Annotated in this window: 18 protein-coding genes and 1 pseudogene; 4 read left to right on the top strand and 15 right to left on the bottom strand. The window is 69.1% G+C overall.

The window, feature by feature from the left end:
• Positions 1-6: 6 nt before the first annotated feature.
• From DK254_RS07020 to DK254_RS07010, 3 genes are all read right to left on the bottom strand, one after another.
• Complete coding sequence (locus DK254_RS07020; protein ID WP_009615991.1) at positions 7-246, bottom strand: hypothetical protein; 240 nt, start codon at positions 244-246, stop codon at positions 7-9.
• 126 nt (positions 247-372) lie between these two features.
• The gene (locus DK254_RS07015) at positions 373-642 is read right to left on the bottom strand and encodes a hypothetical protein (protein WP_109933203.1); all 270 of its coding nucleotides are present in this window, start codon (positions 640-642) and stop codon (positions 373-375) included.
• A 111-nt stretch (positions 643-753) separates the two neighbouring features.
• Positions 754-1206, bottom strand: coding sequence for a hypothetical protein (locus DK254_RS07010; RefSeq protein WP_109933202.1), 453 nt, complete (start codon positions 1204-1206; stop codon positions 754-756).
• A 126-nt stretch (positions 1207-1332) separates the two neighbouring features.
• On the opposite strand from DK254_RS07010, the pseudogene DK254_RS07005 reads away from it, so the two are divergent.
• Both DK254_RS07005 and DK254_RS07000 read left to right on the top strand, forming a co-directional pair.
• Positions 1333-1618 (top strand): annotated as a pseudogene (locus DK254_RS07005) (type II toxin-antitoxin system MqsR family toxin).
• Positions 1619-1620: 2 nt separating this feature from the next.
• Positions 1621-2022 (top strand): type II toxin-antitoxin system MqsA family antitoxin, encoded by a 402-nt coding sequence (locus DK254_RS07000; protein ID WP_109933201.1) that lies wholly within the window; start codon positions 1621-1623, stop codon positions 2020-2022.
• 406 nt (positions 2023-2428) lie between these two features.
• On the opposite strand, the gene DK254_RS06995 is transcribed toward DK254_RS07000, so the two are convergent.
• Positions 2429-3964, bottom strand: a complete 1536-nt coding sequence (locus DK254_RS06995; RefSeq protein ID WP_109933200.1) for a 3-hydroxyacyl-CoA dehydrogenase — start codon at positions 3962-3964, stop codon at positions 2429-2431.
• Between the two features lie 50 nt (positions 3965-4014).
• Entirely contained in the window at positions 4015-5646 is a 1632-nt protein-coding gene (locus tag DK254_RS06990) for an AMP-binding protein (protein ID WP_109933199.1), read from the bottom strand.
• A 182-nt stretch (positions 5647-5828) separates the two neighbouring features.
• On the opposite strand from DK254_RS06990, the gene DK254_RS06985 reads away from it, so the two are divergent.
• Entirely contained in the window at positions 5829-6614 is a 786-nt protein-coding gene (locus DK254_RS06985; RefSeq protein ID WP_109933198.1) for an IclR family transcriptional regulator, read from the top strand.
• Between the two features lie 223 nt (positions 6615-6837).
• Here DK254_RS06985 and DK254_RS06980 read toward each other — a convergent pair whose 3' ends face one another.
• The 10 genes from DK254_RS06980 to zur all read right to left on the bottom strand — a co-directional run bounded on the left by DK254_RS06980 (position 6838) and on the right by zur (position 17025).
• Positions 6838-7968: an acyl-CoA dehydrogenase family protein gene (locus DK254_RS06980; protein ID WP_109933197.1), complete on the bottom strand. Its 1131-nt coding sequence runs from the start codon at positions 7966-7968 to the stop codon at positions 6838-6840.
• A gap of 10 nt (positions 7969-7978) precedes the next feature.
• Complete coding sequence (locus tag DK254_RS06975; RefSeq protein WP_109933196.1) at positions 7979-9169, bottom strand: acyl-CoA dehydrogenase family protein; 1191 nt, start codon at positions 9167-9169, stop codon at positions 7979-7981.
• A gap of 9 nt (positions 9170-9178) precedes the next feature.
• Entirely contained in the window at positions 9179-11260 is a 2082-nt protein-coding gene (locus tag DK254_RS06970) for a 3-hydroxyacyl-CoA dehydrogenase NAD-binding domain-containing protein (RefSeq protein ID WP_109933195.1), read from the bottom strand.
• 568 nt (positions 11261-11828) lie between these two features.
• The gene (locus tag DK254_RS06965; protein WP_089392767.1) at positions 11829-12611 is read right to left on the bottom strand and encodes a MetQ/NlpA family ABC transporter substrate-binding protein; all 783 of its coding nucleotides are present in this window, start codon (positions 12609-12611) and stop codon (positions 11829-11831) included.
• 45 nt (positions 12612-12656) lie between these two features.
• The gene (locus DK254_RS06960; protein WP_109933194.1) at positions 12657-13322 is read right to left on the bottom strand and encodes a methionine ABC transporter permease; all 666 of its coding nucleotides are present in this window, start codon (positions 13320-13322) and stop codon (positions 12657-12659) included.
• Positions 13319-14329 carry a methionine ABC transporter ATP-binding protein gene (locus DK254_RS06955; protein ID WP_109933193.1) on the bottom strand — a complete coding sequence of 337 codons (1011 nt, stop codon included), beginning with the start codon at positions 14327-14329 and terminating at the stop codon, positions 13319-13321. Before DK254_RS06955 ends, DK254_RS06960 begins: the two co-directional genes overlap by 4 nt.
• A 178-nt stretch (positions 14330-14507) precedes the next feature.
• A complete protein-coding gene (locus DK254_RS06950; protein WP_109933192.1) occupies positions 14508-14882 on the bottom strand; it encodes a hypothetical protein in 375 nt (124 codons plus the stop codon).
• Between the two features lie 37 nt (positions 14883-14919).
• Positions 14920-15708 carry a zinc ABC transporter permease subunit ZnuB gene (gene znuB / locus DK254_RS06945; protein ID WP_109933191.1) on the bottom strand — a complete coding sequence of 263 codons (789 nt, stop codon included), beginning with the start codon at positions 15706-15708 and terminating at the stop codon, positions 14920-14922.
• On the bottom strand, positions 15701-16519 hold the full coding sequence (gene znuC, locus DK254_RS06940; RefSeq protein ID WP_109933190.1) for a zinc ABC transporter ATP-binding protein ZnuC: 819 nt from the start codon (positions 16517-16519) through the stop codon (positions 15701-15703). The genes znuB and znuC overlap by 8 nt, the downstream gene beginning before the upstream one ends.
• Positions 16519-17025: a zinc uptake transcriptional repressor Zur gene (gene zur, locus DK254_RS06935; RefSeq protein ID WP_089392773.1), complete on the bottom strand. Its 507-nt coding sequence runs from the start codon at positions 17023-17025 to the stop codon at positions 16519-16521. Before zur ends, znuC begins: the two co-directional genes overlap by 1 nt.
• Positions 17026-17095: 70 nt before the next feature.
• Here zur and DK254_RS06930 point away from each other — a divergent pair.
• The coding region (locus DK254_RS06930; RefSeq protein WP_109933938.1) for a zinc ABC transporter substrate-binding protein at positions 17096-17865 on the top strand (770 nt) is incomplete at its 3' end.

The following is a 17865-nucleotide window of genomic DNA, read 5'->3' as shown; positions in this document are numbered from 1 at the left end:
GTGGCCTCAGGCCGGCACCGGGCCCAGGGCCATGACCCGCAGGATGTGCACGCTGCGGATGAACAGGTCGGCCACCGGGCCGCGGCGGTCGGCGCGGCAGTCGTCCAGGCGCACCAGGCTGGGGGCGCAGCCGGCCAGCAGGTCGAAGTAGTCGCGCAGTTGCATGCGCCCGCGCAGGCGGTGCGGGCGCTGGGCGTTGTCCAGGGTTTCCAGTTCGACCCAGAGGGTGTCTTGATCCGGTTGCATGGTGGGCTCTCGCACGGCGCTGCTGCCGAAGGCTGCGTAGGAAGTTGCCGAAGATTCCTCTGTGACTGACGCCATGGCGCCCGGTTCCCCGGGCGCTTGTGAATCGTGGCGATATTCAGCTTCGGTTCAGCCAGGCCCGCGCCCGGGCACGTTTCGGCGCGGCGCCCAGGCGGCTGCGTCGCTGTCGTCGGTGCGGACCACCCAGCGGATGTTCACCCCGCGGATGAACAGGTCGCTCTGGCCATGCAGGTCTGTCAGGCGGACCAAGGCGGGCGTGTCGCCCAGCAGCAGGTCGTGGTAGTCGTTCAGGCTGATGCGCCCGCGCAGGATGCGCGGGGCGTGGTTGGGCAGGTGGGTTTCGAGTTCCACCGGCAGGCTGTCGTGATCGTGAGGCATGGCGGGCGCCGCTGGGTGCAATGAGCCCGCAACTGTAGGTTCGGCCCGGCGCCCGGCCTAGTGGAGATTCACCGCTGCTTCTGTAGGAAAAAGCCTGGGTTGCTTGTCGGCTCAGAGACCTTCGTCATCACGCACCAGCACGCAATGGCAGCCATCTTCCTCTTCGTGCCAGTCGTGCAGGAAGTACATCTGTACCTTGTCCGGGCTCGGCATCACGGCGACGAAATCACCGATCTCCGGGACGAAGAAGGCCTTGCTGCCGGGCTCGGCCTCGCATTCCACCAGGGCGCTGAAGAAGGCCGCCGGGTCGGCATCCTCGAAGAACGCCTCGCGCTCGGCGGCGTCCCAGTCGGCGGGCGCCTCGAAGGGGCCGAGAATGAGCACCCTGGCGTCGCCCAGGTCCAGTTCCTCGGCGTCCGGGTCGTTGTCGTCGGGGCGGTAGAAGCAGGCATCCACCGCCTTCGCATTGGCCAGCACGGCCTGGCGCGCGGCCAGGCGCCGCTGCGGATCGACGCCGGCGTCGGCGCAGAGCTGGTTCCAGAAGGCTTCGGATTTGGCGGACATGGGGTGGCTCCGGCGGGGCGGCGATGGGGAAGGCGGCTAGTGTCCCGGAGCTTGCGTGGGAGTGCAATGCGGCAGGCTGGAATTAACCAAGTTGCTAAATGGCCAGGGTTTGTCTAGCCTTGCTCGATGGAGAAATCGACGCCTCATTGCCGTCTCGACCGAGTCAAGTCGCTGCTTGCCCAGGGCAGGGTTCGCGCGACCTATTCCGCGCTCTCCGGCGGCGCGGCGCTTCGCCGACATGCTGGCGGTCATCGAGGCCCTGGCGCCCCGTGATTTCCACAAGAGCATGACGACTCACGCCGATCATCGTGTCTGGCAGGACGTCTACCGACCTTCGACCGCCGTGGGTCGGATCTATCTGAAGTTGACCGTCATAGACGATGTGCTTGTCGTGTCCTTCAAGGAGCTATGAGCATGAAATGTCCCCTCTGCGGTGGAGCCGAACTGCTCCACGAGACCCGCGACCTTCCCTATGCCTACAAGGGGGAGAGCACCCTGATAACGGCTGTGCGCGGTGAGTTCTGCCCGGCCTGTGGCGAGGCGGTGCTGGACGCCGACGAGTCGGCGCGGGTGAGTGCCCAGATGCTGGCCTTCAACAAGCAGGTGAACGCTTCGATGGTCGATCCGGGGTTCATTGCCGCCGTGCGCAAGAAGCTGGCGCTGGACCAGCGCGAGGCCGCGGAGATCTTCGGTGGCGGCGTGAACGCGTTCTCCCGCTACGAGAATGGCAAGACGCGCCCGCCGTTGGCGCTGGTCAAGCTGTTCAAGGTGCTCGACCGCCATCCCGAATTGCTGGAAGAGGTGCGCTCGGGGTAAGGGGCCTCTCCTACACCTTCCGGCAAATATGACACCCCGTAGGATGGGTTGTGCCGATGGGCGGTTCGGTGCGATGGGGCGGGCAATCGCGGACAGAGTCCGCTCCTACGTTGCAGGCGAGCATGGCTTCTCGTAGGAGCGAGCTTGCTCGCGAACAAAGACGGTGCCATGCGGTTCGCGAGCAAGCTCGCTCCTACAAAGAGCATCTCGGCGCGGGCCACAAGACAGTTGCTCCTACGTCCGTGCTCGACCGTAGGGCGAATAACCGTTCGCGGTTATCCGCCGCCGGCCGGAACGCCGGTGCCCGACGGCCGCGGCGGATAACGCCGTAGGCGTTATGCGCCCTACGGGTTGGAAAGAGGCGGCGCAGCCTGCAAGACAGTTGCTCCTACAAGGGGCTCCGGGGTCAGTCCGCGGCATCCGGGGCGTGCAGCGGCAGGTCCAGTTGCACGCGACGGCGCAGCCAGGGGCTGGGGCGGTAGCGCGGTTCGCCGTAGCAGGCCTGCAGGCCCTGGAGGATGGTGAGGATGCGCGCGGCGCCGTAGTGCTCGCCGAAGGCCAGCGGGCCGAAGGGGTAGCCCAGGGCCAGTTGCACCGCGCGGTCGAGTGTCACCGGGGTGGCGATGCCGCGCTGGGCGATCTCGCAGCCCAGGTTGACGACGCTGGCGATCACCCGCTGGGTGACGAAGCCGGCGGAGTCGTTGATCACCTCCACCGGCACGCCGTCGGCGCCCAGGGCCTGGCGCGCCTGGGCCTCCAGCTGCGGGTCGAGGGCCGGCTGGCGCATCAGCACGCGGCGCTTGTCGAGGTCGCCGAAGCTTTCCAGGGCCAGGCTGCGCTCCGGCGGCAGGCCGAGGGCATCGATGCGGGTGCTGGCATCCTCGCCCAGCGGGGTGACCAGGCAGATGGCCCGGGCCGAGGGCGCCTCGGCGCTCTCCAGCACAAGGCCGGCCTGGATCAGCAGCTGGCCGACGTGGTGGCGCAGTTCCGGGTCCTGGCTGTCGAGCCAGAACGGGCGGTCCAGCAGCACCGGTTCGGCTTGCGGCTCGGCCTCGCGGATCGGCTGGCCATCCTGGTAGCGGTAGAAGCCCTCGCCGCTCTTGCGCCCCAGCAGGCCGGCGGCCACCCGCTGCGCCGCCAGGGGCGAGGGCAGGTAGCGCGGGTCCTGGTAGAACTGCTGGTACAGCGATTCCATCACCGCCTGGGAAACGTCCAGCCCGGTCAGGTCGAACAGCTCGAAGGGGCCCATGCGGAAGCCCGCGCCGTCGCGCAGGATGCGGTCGATCTGCGCGGCGCTGGCGATGCCCTCGCCGAGGATGCGCAGGGCCTCGGTGCTGTAGGCGCGGCCGGCGTGGTTGACGATGAAGCCGGGGCTGTCCGGGCTCACCGCCGGGAAGTGCCCGGCCTGCTCGGCGAGGCGTGAGAGGCGCGTCACCACCGCCTCGGCGGTGCGCTGGCCGCGCACCACCTCGACGATGCGCATCAGCGGCGCCGGGTTGAAGAAGTGGAAGCCGGCGACCCGCTCGGGGTGGCGGCAGCGCGCGGCGATGCGGGTGATCGACAGCGACGAGGTGTTGCTGGCCAGCACCGCGTCCTCGGCCACCCGCGCCTCCAGTTCGGCGAACAGCGCCTGCTTGGCGCCCAGGTCCTCGACTATGGCCTCGATCAGCAGGTCGCAGCCGGCCAGCTCGTCCAGGCCGTGGGCCGGGCGCAGGCGCTGCAGGGTGGCGGCCAGGGCATCGGCGTCGAGCCTGCCCTTGGCGGCGGCGCGTTCGAGCAGCTCGCGGTTGAACGCCAGGGCCTGCTGGATGCTCTCGGCGCGGCTGTCGTAGAGCTGCACCGGCACCCCGGCGCTGGCGAACAGCTGGGCGATGCCGCGGCCCATGGCGCCGGCGCCGATCACGCCGATGCGCCGGAACGCGGGAAGGTTGCTCTCTGGCATGGGCTGGTGGCCCCCGTCTGACTGGCTTGTCTTCACCTTAGTCGCTGGGGTCACGCCGTGGGGTTCCGTTGTTTTTCCAGGTCGCGCAGCTGGCGGCGGAGCATCTTGCCCACCGAGGTCTTGGGCAGCTCGTCGAGAATCTCGACGAAGCTCGGCACCTTGTAGCCGGTGAGGTGCTCGCGGCAGTGGGCGATGATGGCGGCGGCGTCCAGGGCCGGGTCGCGCAGGCTGACGAACAGCTTCACCGACTCGCCCTTGCGCAGGTCCGGCACGCCGATGGCGATGCACTCGCGCACGCCGGGGTGGCGCATCACCGCGTCCTCCACCTCGTTGGGGAAGACGTTGAAGCCCGACACCAGGATCATGTCCTTCTTGCGGTCGACGATCTTCAGCAGGCCGTTGGCGTCCTGCAGGGCGATGTCGCCGGTGCGCAGCCAGCCGTCGGCGTCCAGCACCTGGGCGGTCTCCTCCGGGCGCTGCCAGTAGCCGAGCATCACCTGCGGGCCGCGCAGGCACAGTTCGCCGGGCACCTCGGGCGGGCAGTCGTTGCCTTCCTCGTCGAGGATGCGCACCTGGGTATCGATCAGCGGCTGGCCGACGAAGCCTTCGCGGTAGGGCGTCAGCCGGGTGTTGGTGCACACCACGGGCGATGCCTCGGTCAGGCCGAAACCCTCCAGCACCGGGGCGCCGGTGAGCGCCTGCCAGCGCCGGCCGACTTCCAGGTTCAGCGGCGCGCCGCCGCTGGTCACCCACTTCAGGTGGCTGAAGTCGAGGCTTTCGAAGGCCGGGTGGTTCATCAGCCCGACGAACAGGCTGTTCAGCCCGCTGAGCAGGCTGAAGGGGTAGCGGCGCATGGCCTCGATGATCTCGTCGAGGTTGCGGCCGTCGCGGATCACCACGGTGTGCAGGCCCATGGCCACGGAGCTCAGGCAGTTCGTGGAGAAGGCCATGATGTGGTACAGCGGCAGCGGCGCGATGCGCACGTCGGTGGCCGGGTCGAGCAGGCCCGGGCGCATGAACAGCTCCAGGGTCTGGATGACGTTGGCCAGCAGGTTGTAGTGGGTCAGCATGGCGCCCTTGGAGAGGCCGGTGGTGCCGCCGGTGTACTGCAGCAGGGCCAGGCGCTCCAGGCCCGGCTCGGCGTCCAGCGGCGGGGCCTCGGCGCCCAGGCGCAGGGCCTGCATGAAGCGGCTGGCGTCGGGTTCGTCGCAGGCGTACTGCGGGGCTTCCAGGTCCTCCACCGAGGTCAGCAGCACCTGGCGCACCGCGCTTTCGCCCTGGACCTTGCGCAGCAGCGGCAGCAGGCGGTCGAGCAGCAGGATGGCCACGGCGCCCGAGTCGCGCAGCTGGTGGCTCAGCTCGCCGGCGGTGTACTGCGGGTTGGTGTTGACCAGCACCAGCCCGGCCTTGAGCGCGCCGAAGGCGGCGATGGGGTATTGCAGGGAATTGGGCAGCATCAGCGCCAGGCGCTCGCCGGGCTGCAGGCCGGCGCAGTGGCGCAGGTAGCGGGCGAAGGCGTCGGCCTGGCGTTCCAGCCCGGCGAAGTCCAGGCTGCCGCCGGCGCAGGAGAAGGCCGGGCGCCCGGGGTGTTCGCGGCTGGCGTCGCGCAGCAGGTCGTGGACGTTGCGGTAACCGCGCGCGGCGAATTGCGCGGCGACATGACTTTCGGCAGTGACGGGCATCGGCGCCCTCCATCAGTGAATTGTTGTTCTGCTCTGCGAAACATGATGTCGAAATCGATGGTATGCGATAGCCTTTGGGCATGCAATGGCGTGTCGCCCCTGCTGTCCGCGGCATGCCGATCTGCTATCGTTCGCCCGCGCCGGACGCCGCTCCGGCCCCCATTTCCCGATGCCGAGGCAGCATGAGCGACGATTTCGAAGACTCCAGCGCACCCAAGGACCGCAAGTTCGTCGAGGCCCTGGCCCGCGGCCTGGACGTGCTGCGCGCCTTCACCCACGGCTCGGTGGTGCTGGGCAACCAGGAGATCGCGCGGATCACCGGGCTGCCCAAGCCGACCGTGTCGCGCATGACGTACACGCTGACCAGGCTCGGCTACCTCAGCTACTCGCAGCAGCACGAGAAGTACCAGCTGGATTCCGGCGTGCTCGCCCTGGGCTACGCCTACGTGTCGAACCTGCGCGTGCGCCAGCTGGCCAAGCCGTACATGGAGGCCTTCGCCCGCCGCACCAACACCACCGTGGGCCTGACCTGCCGCGACTGGCTGTCGATGATCTACGTGGAGAACTGCCGCCCGCCGGAAGCCACCTCCCTGCGCATGGACGCCGGCGTGCGCCTGCCGCTGGCCACCACCGCCGCCGGCCGCGCCTACCTGGCGGCGACCCCGGAGCAGGAGCGCGAGCACTTGCTGCAGGCCCTGGAGGCCCGCCACGAGGGCGACTGGGCGACGCTGCGCACGTCGCTGGAGCACTCCTTCGAGGAATACCGCGAGCACGGCTTCTGCCTCTCCCTCGGCGACTGGGACCGCAACGTGCGCGCCGCCGGCGTGCCGTTGCGCCTGGCCGACGGCGGGCTGATGGCGCTGACCTGCGGCGCGCCCTCGTTCCAGCTCAGCGAGGAGACGCTCAAGGGCACCCTGGCCCACGAGCTGGAGATGCTGGCGCGGGATATCGAGAGCCTCGGCGCCTGATTCGCTTCGTGAGCATGTCGTAGGGCGTATAACGCGGAGCGTTATACGCCGCCTGGCCAGGGTTTCAGGGCGTTGCGAGTTCGACCTCGGCGTCGGCCTTCAGGCGCGGTGTAGCGGCGTATAACCGCGAACGGTTATACGCCCTACGTCACTTCGTGAGCACGCCGCTTCCCCCACCCCAACCCTCTCCTGGAGGGTTGGGGTGGGGGGCCGTAGGCCTACCTCAGGCCACCTCCATCAACCCCGCATAGGCCTTCAGGTGATGGTCGTCGTCGCCCAGCTGGTGGCCGAGCATCACCAGGCGCTTGGCGTGGTGCGCCAGCACGTATTCCCAGGTCATGCCGATGCCGCCGTGCAGCTGGATCGCCTGTTCGGCGATGTAGCGCCCGGCGCGGGTGACGATGAACTTGGCCGCCGCCAGGGTGCGGCTGCGCTCGGCGCCGTCTTCCTGGTCGGCCACGCAGGCGGCGAGGATGGCCATGGACGTGGCCTGTTCCAGCTCGCTGCGCATGTCCACCATGCGGTGCTGCAGCACCTGGAACTTGCCGATGGGCACGCCGAACTGCTTGCGCGTCTTCAGGTAGTCGAGGGTCAGGGCGCAGGCTTCCTGCATGCTGCCCAGGGCCTCGGCGCACTGCGCGGCGATGGCGCGGCCCTGCTGGTAGCGCAGCGCCGGCAAGGCTTCGCCGGGCGTGCCGACGGCTTCGGCGACGGCGCCGTCGAGGAACAGCTCGCAGGCCTTCTGCCCGTCGAGTGTCGGGTAGGCGCGGCGCTGCACGCCGCTCTGCTGCGGGTCGAGCAGGAACAGGCCGATGCCCGCCTCGTCCCGCGCGTTGCCCGAGACCCGCGCCGAGACCAGCAGCGCCGTGGCGCTCTGCCCGCCGATCACCACGGCCTTGCGGCCGCCGAGCTTCCAGCCGTCGCCGGCCTTTTCCGCGCGGGTCTGCACGTCGTGCAGCTGGTAGTGGCTCTGCGGCTCTTCCAGGGCCACGGCCAACTGCGCCTCGGCGCTGGCGATGCGCGGCAGCCAGCTTGCCTTCTGCGCCTCGCTGCCCAGCTGGGCGAGCAGCCCGCCGGCGTGCACCACCGATTGCAGGTAGGGCTCCAGGCACAGGCCGCGGCCCAGTTCGGTGAGCACCAGCATGCTGTCCACGCCGCCGCCGAAGCCGCCGTAGGCCTCGGGCAGCGACACCGAGGTCAGCCCCAGTTCGCCCAGCTGGCGCCAGAACCCGGCGCTGTAGCCCGGCTCGCTGGCGGCGAAGCCCTCGCGCTTGTCGAAGGCGTATTCGTCGCGCACCAGGCGCGCCGCGGTGTCCTGCAGCATCTGCTGCTCTTCGCTGAGTTTGAAGTCCATGCTCACGCCCTCACAGCTCGAGAATCATCTTCGAGACGATGTTCTTCTGGATTTCGTTGGAGCCGCCGAAGATCGACAGCTTGCGCAGGTTGAAGTACTGGCTGGCCGGCGCCGCCGCGTAGTCGGCGTGCAGCGGCTCGGCGCCCAGCTCGAACTCTTCCTCGATGAAGGGCAGCGCGTAGGGGCCGATGACCTTGCGCAGCAGGTGGCTGATGGCCTGGCGGATCTCGGTGCCCTTGACCTTGAGGATCGAGCTTTCCGCCCCCGGCACGCCGCCTTCGCGGGCCGCGGCGAGGATGCGCAGGGTGCTCATCTCGATGGCCATCAGCTGCATCTCCACCTCGGCCACCTGGGCGCGGAACAGCGGGTCTTCCAGCATCGGCTTGCCGTCGCATAGCTCGCGGCTGGCCACGCGTTTCAGGTGTGCCAGCACCGCCTTGGATGCGCCTATGCCGGCCAGGCCGGTGCGCTCGTAGGTGAGCAGGTACTTGGCGCAGGTCCAGCCTTCGTTCTCGCGGCCCACCAGGTTCTGCACCGGCACTTTCACGTTGTCGAAGAAGACTTCGTTGACCTCGTGCTCGCCGTCCAGGGTGATGATCGGCCGCACGGTGATGCCCGGCGACTGCATGTCGATCAGCAGGAAGCTGATGCCGCGCTGCTGCTGGGCCTCGGGGTCGGTGCGGACCAGGCAGAAGATCCAGTCGGCGTGCTGGCCGAGGGTGGTCCAGGTCTTCTGGCCGTTGACGATGTAGTGGTCGCCCTCGCGCACCGCGCGGGTCTTGAGGCTGGCCAGGTCGGAGCCGGCGCCCGGCTCGGAATAGCCCTGGCACCACCAGTCGCTGCCGTCGAGGATGCGCGGCAGGTAGTGGGCCTGCTGCTCGGGCGTGCCGAATTTGATGATCACCGGGGCCACCATGTTCACGCCGAAGGGGATGGTGCGCGGCGCGCCGAAGGCGGCGCATTCCTCCTCGAAGATGTGCTTCTGCACGGCATTCCAGCCGGTGCCGCCGAACTCCACCGGCCAGTGGGTGGCGTACCAGCCCTGTTCGCTGAGCAGGCGCTGCCAGCGCTGGTGGTCCTGCTTGGTCAGGTGCTTGCCCAGGCGCACCTTGCTGGCGATGTCCGCGGGCAGCCTGGCGCGCAGGAAGGCGCGCACCTCGTCGCGGAAGGCCAGTTCGTCGGGGGTGAAGTGGATGTCCATGGCGGGTCCTCAGAGGTCGGCGAAGCGGCGGCCTTCGGCCACCAGGCGTTCGAGCAGGGGGGCCGGCTCCCACCAGGCGCCGAAGCGCTGGTGGAACTCGCGGATGCGTTGCAGTACCTGGTCCAGCCCCAGGCTGTCGGCGTGGAACAGCGGGCCGCCGCGCCAGGCCGGGAAGCCGTAGCCGTTGAGGAAGATCAGGTCGATGTCGCTGGCGCGCTGGGCGATGCCCTCGTCGAGGATGCGCGCGGCCTCGTTGACCAGGGCGAAGATGCAGCGCTCGACGATGTGTTCGGCGCTCACCGGCTGGCGGGCGATGCCGCGCGCGGCGGCGGCCTGCTCCAGCATGGCCGGCAGCGCCGGGTTGTCCTGCGGGGTGCGCGAGCCTTGCGGGTAGAGGTAGAAGCCGGCGCCGCTCTTCTGCCCGAGCATGCCGGCGGCGTACAGGTGGTCGAGCACCGTGGGCAGGGTCTGCCCGGGCTTCAGGCCGGGGCGCTGGCGCTCGCGGATGGCGTGGCTGATGTCCAGCCCGGAGAGGTCGCGCACCGCCAGCGGGCCCATGGCCATGCCGAAGTCGCGCAGGGCACTGTCCACCTGCGCCGGGCTGGCGCCCTCTTCCAGCAGGAACTCGGCCTGGCGGCCGTACTGGAAGATCATGCGGTTGCCGACGAAACCGTCGCACACGCCCACCGCCACTGCGACCTTCTTCAGCCGCTTGCCCAGCTGCATGGCGCTGGCCAGCACCGCGGCGCTGGTCTCGCGGCCGCGCACCACTTCCAGCAGGCGCATGACGTTGGCCGGGCTGAAGAAATGCAGGCCGACCACGTCCTGCGGGCGCCGGGTGAAGGCGGCGATGGCATCGAGGTCCAGCGACGAGGTGTTGCTGGCGAGGATGGCGCCGGGCTTGCACACGGCGTCCAGGCGTTCGAACACCTGGCGTTTCACGTCCAGGCTTTCGAATACCGCCTCGATCACCAGGTCCACTTCGGCGAGCGCGGCGTAGTCGAGCACGCCCTGGATCAGGCCGAGGCGCTTCTCCATGGCTTCGACGGTGAGACTACCGCGCTCGACGCTGGCCTGGCAGGTGGCGCGGGCGCGCTGCAGGGCGCGGTCGAGGGCGGCGCCGTCGACTTCCAGCAGCTTCACCGGGATGCCGACGTTGGCGAAGCACAGGGCGATACCCACGCCCATGGTGCCGCCGCCGATCACCGCCGCCATGCGCACTTCGCGCACCGGGGTGTCGGTGGGCAGGCCGGCGATCTTCGCCGCTTCGCGCTCGGCGAAGAAGGCATGGATGAGGGCGGCGCGCTGGGGCGACGCCAGGCATTCCTGGAACAGCTCGCGCTCGCGCTTCAGGCCCTCGGCCAGGGGCAGGCGGGTGGCGGCCTCCACCGCGGCGACGCAGCGCAGCGGGGAGAACAGGCCGGGCGTGCGCTTCTGTACCTCGGCGTGCCTGGCGGCGATCAGCGCGGCGTCGCCTTCCACCTGGCGCTCGCCGGTGCGGCGCGGGCCTCGGCCTTCGTCGAGCAGGCGGCGGGCATAGGCCAGGCCGGCCTCGGCCAGGTCGCCTTCGACGATCGCATCGAGGATGCCGTATTCCAGGGCCTGCGGGGCCTTGACCGGGTTGCCGGAGACGATCATGTCCAGCGCCCGCCCCACGCCGACCAGGCGCGGCAGGCGCTGGGTGCCGCCGGCGCCGGGAAGCAGGCCGATCTTCACTTCCGGCAGGCCGACCTGGGCGTCGGCCCTGGCGATGCGGTAGTGGCAGGCCAGCGCCACTTCCAGGCCACCGCCCAAAGCCGTGCCGTGGATCACCGCCACGCTGGGCTTGGCGGACGCCTCGATGGCCTCGACCACCTCGGGCAGCGAGGGCGCCTGCGGCGGCTTGCCGAACTCCTTGATGTCGGCCCCGGCCATGAAGGTGCGCCCTGCGCAGACCAGCACCACCGCCCGCACCGCGGCATCCGCCTCGGCCTCGTGCAAGGCCCGCAGCAACCCGGCGCGCACGGCCAGGCCCAGGGCGTTGACCGGGGGATTGTCGACCTTGATCAGGGCCACGTCGCCATGACGTTCGACCTGCACTACCTCGGACATGCTCAGCGTCTCCGTTGTAATTGTGGTTTTTAACGGAATTATGTTTCGCTGTGCAGAATATAAAGATCACTGGGGGTTGTCGAGGGGGCTTTTGTGGGGGCGAGCTTGCTCGCGAACGGTGCCTCCCGGCTGCTTCGGCGCCATGGCTTGACTCCGTTCCCTCTCCCTAACCCTCTCCCTGAAGGGAGAGGGGACCGTTCGGTGTGCGCTGATGTTTCGGCGTTAGCCGGCTTGTACCGAGCACCCGGCTAACACCAAATTCTTTCTCGGCACGGACAAGCCCCCTCTCCCTTCAGGGAGAGGGCTGGGGAGAGGGCGCTCTTCGGACAAACACCATAGGCCCGCCTGGAAATCCGTTCGCGAGCAAGCTCGCTCCCACGAAAGCGGCGGGCGAAGCGCAGGCAAAAAAAGACCGCTCTCCCCTGCCTGAATCTGGAAAAGCGGTCTGTTAAGCGAAAAAGAAGTCGTGGAAAGGTCGTTATAGGCCCCCGCCGTTGCAGCTTGTTTACAGGCAAGAAAAAAGCCGCGCCCTTGCGGGGCGCGGCTTCTTCAAAGGTGCAGTCGGCTATCAGAAGGCCGGGACCACGGCGCCCTTGTACTTCTCCAGGATGAACTGCTTCACCTCGGGGCTGTGCAGGGCGGCGGCCAGTTTCTTCATGGCGTCGCTGTCCTTATTGTCCGGGCGGGCGACCAGGATGTTCACGTAGGGCGAGTCGGAACCCTCGATGGCCAGGGCGTCCTTGGTCGGGTTCAGCTTGGCTTCCAGGGCGTAGTTGGTGTTGATCAGGGCCAGGTCGACCTGGTTCAGCACGCGCGGCAGGGTCGCGGCTTCCAGTTCACGCACCTTGATGTTCTTCGGGTTGTCGGTGATGTCCTTCGGGGTGGCGGTGATGCTCTTCTCGTCCTTGAGCTTGATCAGGCCGGTCTTGGCCAGCAGCAGCAGGGCGCGGCCGCCGTTGGTGGCGTCGTTGGGGATCACCACGGTGGCGCCGGAGGGCAGCTCGTCGAGCTTCTTGTACTTGCTGGAGTAGGCGCCCAGCGGTTCGATGTGGACGCCGGTGACGGCCACCAGGCTGGTGCCCTTGGACTTGTTGAACTCGTCCAGGTACGGCTGGTGCTGGAAGAAGTTGGCGTCCAGGCGCTTCTCGGCGACCTGGGTGTTGGGCTGCACGTAGTCGGTGAATTCCTTGACCTTCAGCTCCACCCCTTCCTTGGCCAGGATGGGTTTGACGAAGTTGAGGATTTCCGCGTGCGGCACCGGGGTGGCGGCCACGCTGAGGGTTTCGGCCGCGTGGGCGCCAGTGATCGACAGCGCCGCGGTGGCGGCGAAGGCGGCAAGCAGTTTCTTCATGGATCGCTCCTTTTGGGATTTTCCTGTGGCCCGCGGGCCTTGTGGTTATTTGCGCGAGAAGTGGACCACCAGCTTGTCGCCGACGGTCTGCAGGATCTGCACCAGCACCAGCAGCATGATCACGGTGACCACCATGACGTCGGTCTGGAAGCGCTGGTAGCCGAAGCGGATGGCCAGGTCGCCGAGGCCGCCGGCGCCGACCACGCCGGCCATGGCGGTGTAGGACACCAGGGTGATGGCGGTGACCGTGACGGCGGCGATGATGCCCGGGCGGGCTTCGGGCAGCAGGGCGTTCCAGATGATCTGCCGGGTGCTGGCGCCCATGGCCTGGGTGGCCTCGATGATGCCCTTGTCCACCTCGCGCAGGGCGGTTTCCACCAGGCGCGCGAAGAACGGCGTGGCGCCCACCACCAGCGGCGGGATGGCCCCGGCGACGCCCAGCGAGGTGCCGGTGACCAGCACGGTGAAGGGGATCATCACGATCAGCAGGATGATGAACGGCAGCGAGCGCAGCACGTTGACCACGAAGGACAGCAGGGCGTAGACCGCGCGGTTCTGGAACATCTGCCGGGGCCCGGTGAGGAACAGCAGCACGCCCAGGGGCAGGCCGAGGATGACGGTGAACAGCAGCGAGCCGCCGAGCATCCAGAAGGTGTCGATGCTGGCCTGGAGGATCTCCGACCAGTCAATGTTTACAAAGAAGTCGCTCATGCGCGCAGCACCTCCACATGCACCTCGGCGGCGTTCAGCTGGGCCATCGCCGCCTCCATGTCACCGCCCACCAGGGCCAGGGTCAGCTGGCCGTAGGGCTGGTCCTTGATGCGGTCGATGCGCCCGGCGAGGATGCTGTAGTCCACCCCGGTCTGCCGCGCCACGGTGCCCAGCAGCGGGGCGTAGGTGGCCTCGCCGCGGAAGGTCAGGCGCAGGATGCGCCCCGGCACGTGGGCGAAGTCGTCGTGCCGCTCGCCCTCGTCCACGCGCTCGGCCTCGAAGACGAAGCGGCGGGTGGTCTCGTGCTGCGGGTGGAGGAAGACGTCGGCCACCTCGCCCTGCTCGACGATGCGCCCGGCGTCCATCACCGCCACTCGGTCGCAGACGCGGCGGATCACGTCCATCTCGTGGGTGATCAGCACGATGGTCAGGTTCAGCTCGCGGTTGATTTCCGCCAGCAGCTGCAGGACCTGGCCGGTGGTCTGCGGGTCGAGGGCGCTGGTGGCCTCGTCGCACAGCAGCAGCTTGGGCCCGCAGGCCAGGGCGCGGGCGATGCCGACGCGCTGCTTCTGGCCGCCGGAAAGCTGCGCCGGGTACTTGCGGGCGTGGTCCTGCAGGCCCACGCGCTTGAGCAGTTCGTCCACCCGCGCGGCGATCTGCGCGGCGCTGAAGCTACCGGCCAGCTTCATCGGCATGGCGATGTTCTCGGCCACAGTCCTGGAGGCCAGCAGGTTGAAGTGCTGGAAGATCATCCCGACGCGCTGGCGGAAGCGCCGCAGGCCGTCGGCGTCGAGGGCGGTGACGTCCTCGCCGTCGATGACGATGCGCCCGCCGCTGGGCTCTTCCAGGCGGTTGATCAGGCGCAGCAGGGTGCTCTTGCCGGCCCCGGAGTGGCCGATCAGGCCGAACACCTGGCCGGCGCCGATGCTCAGGCGCGTCGGCTGCAGGGCCGGGATGTCGCGGCCGGCGACGCGGTAGGTCTTGTGGACGTCGTGGAATTCGATCACGTGGCGAACCTTGTGGGTACGGCGAAGTGTGGGAATGGCACGCTCTGCCGGGGTGTCCTGGCAAACGAGCGTAGGCGCTCGGCAAAAACCGCGCATTTTACCCTGCTTTCCTATAGCCGATTAATCCTTGTTCGGATAAGGGCCAAGCGAAAGGGAATAAGACGGGCGGACGCGGTTTTCAGGGCTCGCACTTGACCGGGGCGGCGGCCTTGGGCTGGCCGATGTCCTTGACGTCGGCGGCCAGCGCCGGGGCGCGCGGCATCAGCGAGCGGGCGCGGGCCAGGGCGTTGCTGGCGCCGTTGACGTCGCCGGCCTGCAGGGCTTCGCGGCTGCGTTGCAGGTAGGCGTCGGCCAGGCGCTGGCGGCGTTCGGCCAGTTGCGCGCTGTCCTCGTGCTCCTGGCCCAGCTGCAGCTGCGCGGCTTCCAACTGGCCGGCGGCCAGGCGGGCCTCGAAGCCGGAACCGCCCGGCGCCTGGCCGGGCAGGCTCTGGCAGGCGCCCAGCAGCAGGGCGAGGGAGAGGACGGAAAGCAGACGGAGGGCAAGGGACTTCATGCCAGTCATTCTCGATTGATCAAAAAATCGACAAATTCTACACCGTCCGCCGCGGCAGGACAAAACTCAGCAGGAACAGCGCCGCCGCGCTGACCACGATGGACGGCCCGGCCGGGGTGTCCTTGAACCAGGACAGCGCAAGCCCCGCGCACACCGCCACCAGGCCCACCAGGGTGGCGCCGGCGGCCATCTGCTCGGGGCTGCGGGCGTGGCGCTGGGCCGCGGCGGCGGGGATGATCAGCAGCGAGGTGATCAGCAGCACGCCGACGATCTTCATGGCCACGGCGATGACGATGGCGATCAGCAGCATCAGCGCCAGGCGGATGGCGGTGACCGGCAGGCCCTCGACCCGCGCCAGCTCCTCGTGCACGGTGATCGCCAGCAGCGGCCGCCACAGCCAGCAGATCAGCCCCAGCACCAGGGCGCTGCCGGTGACTATCCACAGCAGGTCGGTCTGGCTCACCGCCAGCAGGTCGCCGAACAGGTAGGCCATCAGGTCCACCCGCACTTCCTTCATGAAGCTCAGGGTCACCAGGCCCAGGGACAGGGTGCTGTGCGCGAGTATGCCCAGCAGGGTGTCGGCGGCCAGCGGCTGGCGCTGCTGCAGGGTCACCAGCAGCACGGCCAGCAGCACGCAGCCGACGGTCACCGCGAGGGTCGGGCTGACGTCCAGCAGGAAGCCCAGGGCCACGCCGAGCAGCGCGGCGTGGGACAGGGTGTCGCCGAAATAGGCCATGCGCCGCCAGACCACGAAGGAGCCCAGGGGGCCGGCGACCAGCGCCAGGGACAGCCCGGCCAGCAGCGCGTAGAGAAGGAAATCAGCCATGGTTGCAGTCGGGGCCGTGCTTGTGGACCTGCCCTTGTAGAGGGCGCAGCTTGCCCTGGATGGCCAGGCCGGTGCGCTGCGGCACCACCTCGCCATGCAGGTCGTGGGAATGGTCGTGGTGGTGGTGGTAGACCGCCAGGCTGCGGGCGTCCTGGCCGAACAGCTCGACGAAGGCCGGGTCGCCGCTGACCTGCTCGGGGTGGCCGTGGCAGCACACGTGGCGGTTCAGGCAGACCACCTGGTCGGTGGTGCTCATCACCAGGTGCAGGTCGTGGGAGACCATCAGCACGCCGCAACCCAGGCGGTCGCGCAGGCGGGTGATCAGCCGGTACAGCTCGGCCTGGCCGGCCACGTCGACGCCCTGCACGGGTTCGTCCAGCACCAGCAGTTGCGGCTTGCGCAGCAGCGCCCGGGCCAGCAGCACGCGCTGCAGTTCGCCGCCGGAGACGGTTTGCAGCGGGCTTTCCAGCACGTGCGCGGCGCCCACTTCCTTGAGCGCAGCCAGGGCCTGCTCGCGGCCCACGCCCGGCACCAGGCGCAGGAAGCGCAGCACCGAGAGCGGCAGGGTGGGGTCGACGTGGAGCTTCTGCGGCATGTAGCCGATGGTCAGCTTCGGCTGGCGCCACACCGTGCCTCTGTCGGGCCTGAGCAGGCCCAGCACGCTGCGCACCAGGGTGGTCTTGCCGGCGCCGTTGGGGCCGATCAGGGTGACGATCTCGCCGGCAGCGATGCTCAGGCTGACGTTCTGCAGCACCGCCTGGCCGGCATAGCGCACGCCCACCCCTTCGAGGCGGACCAGGGGCTGGCTCATCAGGCCTCCCGCTGCTTCGGCGCGCAGGCGGCGCAGAGCCCGACCACTTCGACGGTCTGCGTCTCCACCACGAAGCCGACGCCCTCGGCGCCGGCGACTATCGCCTGGCTGATGGCCGGCTGCTCCAGCTCGATGGCGGTGTGGCAGGCGCGGCAGATGAGGAACTGGCCCTCGTGGGCGTGCTCGGGGTTGTTGCAGCCGACGAAGGCGTTGAGCGAGGCGATGCGGTGCACCAGGCCGTTTTCCAGGAGGAAGTCCAGCGCCCGGTAGACGGTGGGCGGCGCGGCGCGGCGGCCATCCGCCTCGCTGAGCACGGCGAGGATGTCGTAGGCGCCCAGCGGCTTGTGGCTCTGCCAGACCAGCTCCAGCACGCGCCGGCGCAGCTCGGTCAGGCGCACGCCCTGGCGCGCGCAGAGCGCGTCGGCCTCGGCCAGGGCGCCGGCCACGCAGTTGGCGTGGTCATGCGGGCGGCAGGCTAGCGGGGTGGTGGGCATCAACTTGTACATGCGGCGACGACGCTCGGGTACGGAGACGTTATTATATTACCCTTTACCTCCCTTCCCGTGTGAGTCCGCCGTGTCCCTGCGCCCTTCCGCCCTGCTCCTCGCCTGCTGCACCCTGCTCCTCAGCCTCGGCGCCAGCGCCGAGGTCAAGGTGCTGACCAGCATCAAGCCGCTGCAACTGATCGCCGCCGCCGTCCAGGACGGCGAAGGCAGCCCCGACGTGCTGCTGCCGCCCGGCGCCTCGCCGCACAGCTACGCCCTGCGCCCCTCGGACGTGCGCCGCCTGCGCGAGGCCCAGCTGTTCTACTGGATAGGCCCGGACATGGAGGTGTTCCTCGACAAGCCGCTGCAGGCCCGCCAGGCGCCCAGCGTGGCGGTGCAGGAGCTGCCGGGCATGCACCTGCGCAAGTTCGTCAACTTCGAGAACATGGGCCACGCCGACTACGAGGACCACGATCACGACCACCGCCCCGGCACCGTGGACGCGCACCTCTGGCTGCTGCCGGCCAACGCCCAGGCCATCGCCGCGCGCATGGCCGAGGACCTGGCCATCGCCGACCCGCTCAACGCCGGGCGCTACCAGGCCAACCTCAAGGCCTTCGACGAGCGCATGGAGCAGCTCGACGCGCGCCTGAAGCAGCGCCTGGCGCCGCTGGTGGGCAAGCCCTACTTCGTCTTCCACGAGGCCTTCGACTACTTCGAGGAAGCCTACGGCCTGCGCCACACCGGGGTCTTCGCCCTGTCCGCGGACGTGCAGCCGGGCGCTCGCCACGTCGCCGCCATGCGCGCGCAACTGCAGAAGGCCGGCCCGTCGTGCATCTTCAGCGAACCGCCGATCCGCCC

The organism is Pseudomonas sp. RW407 (assembly GCF_003176655.1).
Taxonomy (GTDB): domain Bacteria; phylum Pseudomonadota; class Gammaproteobacteria; order Pseudomonadales; family Pseudomonadaceae; genus Pseudomonas; species Pseudomonas delhiensis.
This window is presented reverse-complemented; position numbering and strand designations above follow the sequence as displayed.

What these genes read in the sequence shown, in the direction of transcription:
- DK254_RS07000 (WP_109933201.1), top strand. Translation starts at nt 1,621, where the DNA reads ATGAAATGTCCCCTCTGCGGTGGAGCCGAACTGCTCCACGAGACCCGC.
- DK254_RS06980 (WP_109933197.1), bottom strand. Translation starts at nt 7,968, where the DNA reads ATGGACTTCAAACTCAGCGAAGAGCAGCAGATGCTGCAGGACACCGCG.
- DK254_RS06970 (WP_109933195.1), bottom strand. Translation starts at nt 11,260, where the DNA reads ATGTCCGAGGTAGTGCAGGTCGAACGTCATGGCGACGTGGCCCTGATC.
- DK254_RS06995 (WP_109933200.1), bottom strand. Translation starts at nt 3,964, where the DNA reads ATGCCAGAGAGCAACCTTCCCGCGTTCCGGCGCATCGGCGTGATCGGC.
- znuC (WP_109933190.1), bottom strand. Translation starts at nt 16,519, where the DNA reads ATGAGCCAGCCCCTGGTCCGCCTCGAAGGGGTGGGCGTGCGCTATGCC.
- DK254_RS06950 (WP_109933192.1), bottom strand. Translation starts at nt 14,882, where the DNA reads ATGAAGTCCCTTGCCCTCCGTCTGCTTTCCGTCCTCTCCCTCGCCCTG.
- DK254_RS06965 (WP_089392767.1), bottom strand. Translation starts at nt 12,611, where the DNA reads ATGAAGAAACTGCTTGCCGCCTTCGCCGCCACCGCGGCGCTGTCGATC.
- DK254_RS07020 (WP_009615991.1), bottom strand. Translation starts at nt 246, where the DNA reads ATGCAACCGGATCAAGACACCCTCTGGGTCGAACTGGAAACCCTGGAC.
- DK254_RS06990 (WP_109933199.1), bottom strand. Translation starts at nt 5,646, where the DNA reads ATGCCCGTCACTGCCGAAAGTCATGTCGCCGCGCAATTCGCCGCGCGC.
- DK254_RS07010 (WP_109933202.1), bottom strand. Translation starts at nt 1,206, where the DNA reads ATGTCCGCCAAATCCGAAGCCTTCTGGAACCAGCTCTGCGCCGACGCC.
- DK254_RS06960 (WP_109933194.1), bottom strand. Translation starts at nt 13,322, where the DNA reads ATGAGCGACTTCTTTGTAAACATTGACTGGTCGGAGATCCTCCAGGCC.
- DK254_RS06985 (WP_109933198.1), top strand. Translation starts at nt 5,829, where the DNA reads ATGAGCGACGATTTCGAAGACTCCAGCGCACCCAAGGACCGCAAGTTC.
- zur (WP_089392773.1), bottom strand. Translation starts at nt 17,025, where the DNA reads ATGTACAAGTTGATGCCCACCACCCCGCTAGCCTGCCGCCCGCATGAC.
- DK254_RS06975 (WP_109933196.1), bottom strand. Translation starts at nt 9,169, where the DNA reads ATGGACATCCACTTCACCCCCGACGAACTGGCCTTCCGCGACGAGGTG.
- DK254_RS07015 (WP_109933203.1), bottom strand. Translation starts at nt 642, where the DNA reads ATGCCTCACGATCACGACAGCCTGCCGGTGGAACTCGAAACCCACCTG.
- znuB (WP_109933191.1), bottom strand. Translation starts at nt 15,708, where the DNA reads ATGGCTGATTTCCTTCTCTACGCGCTGCTGGCCGGGCTGTCCCTGGCG.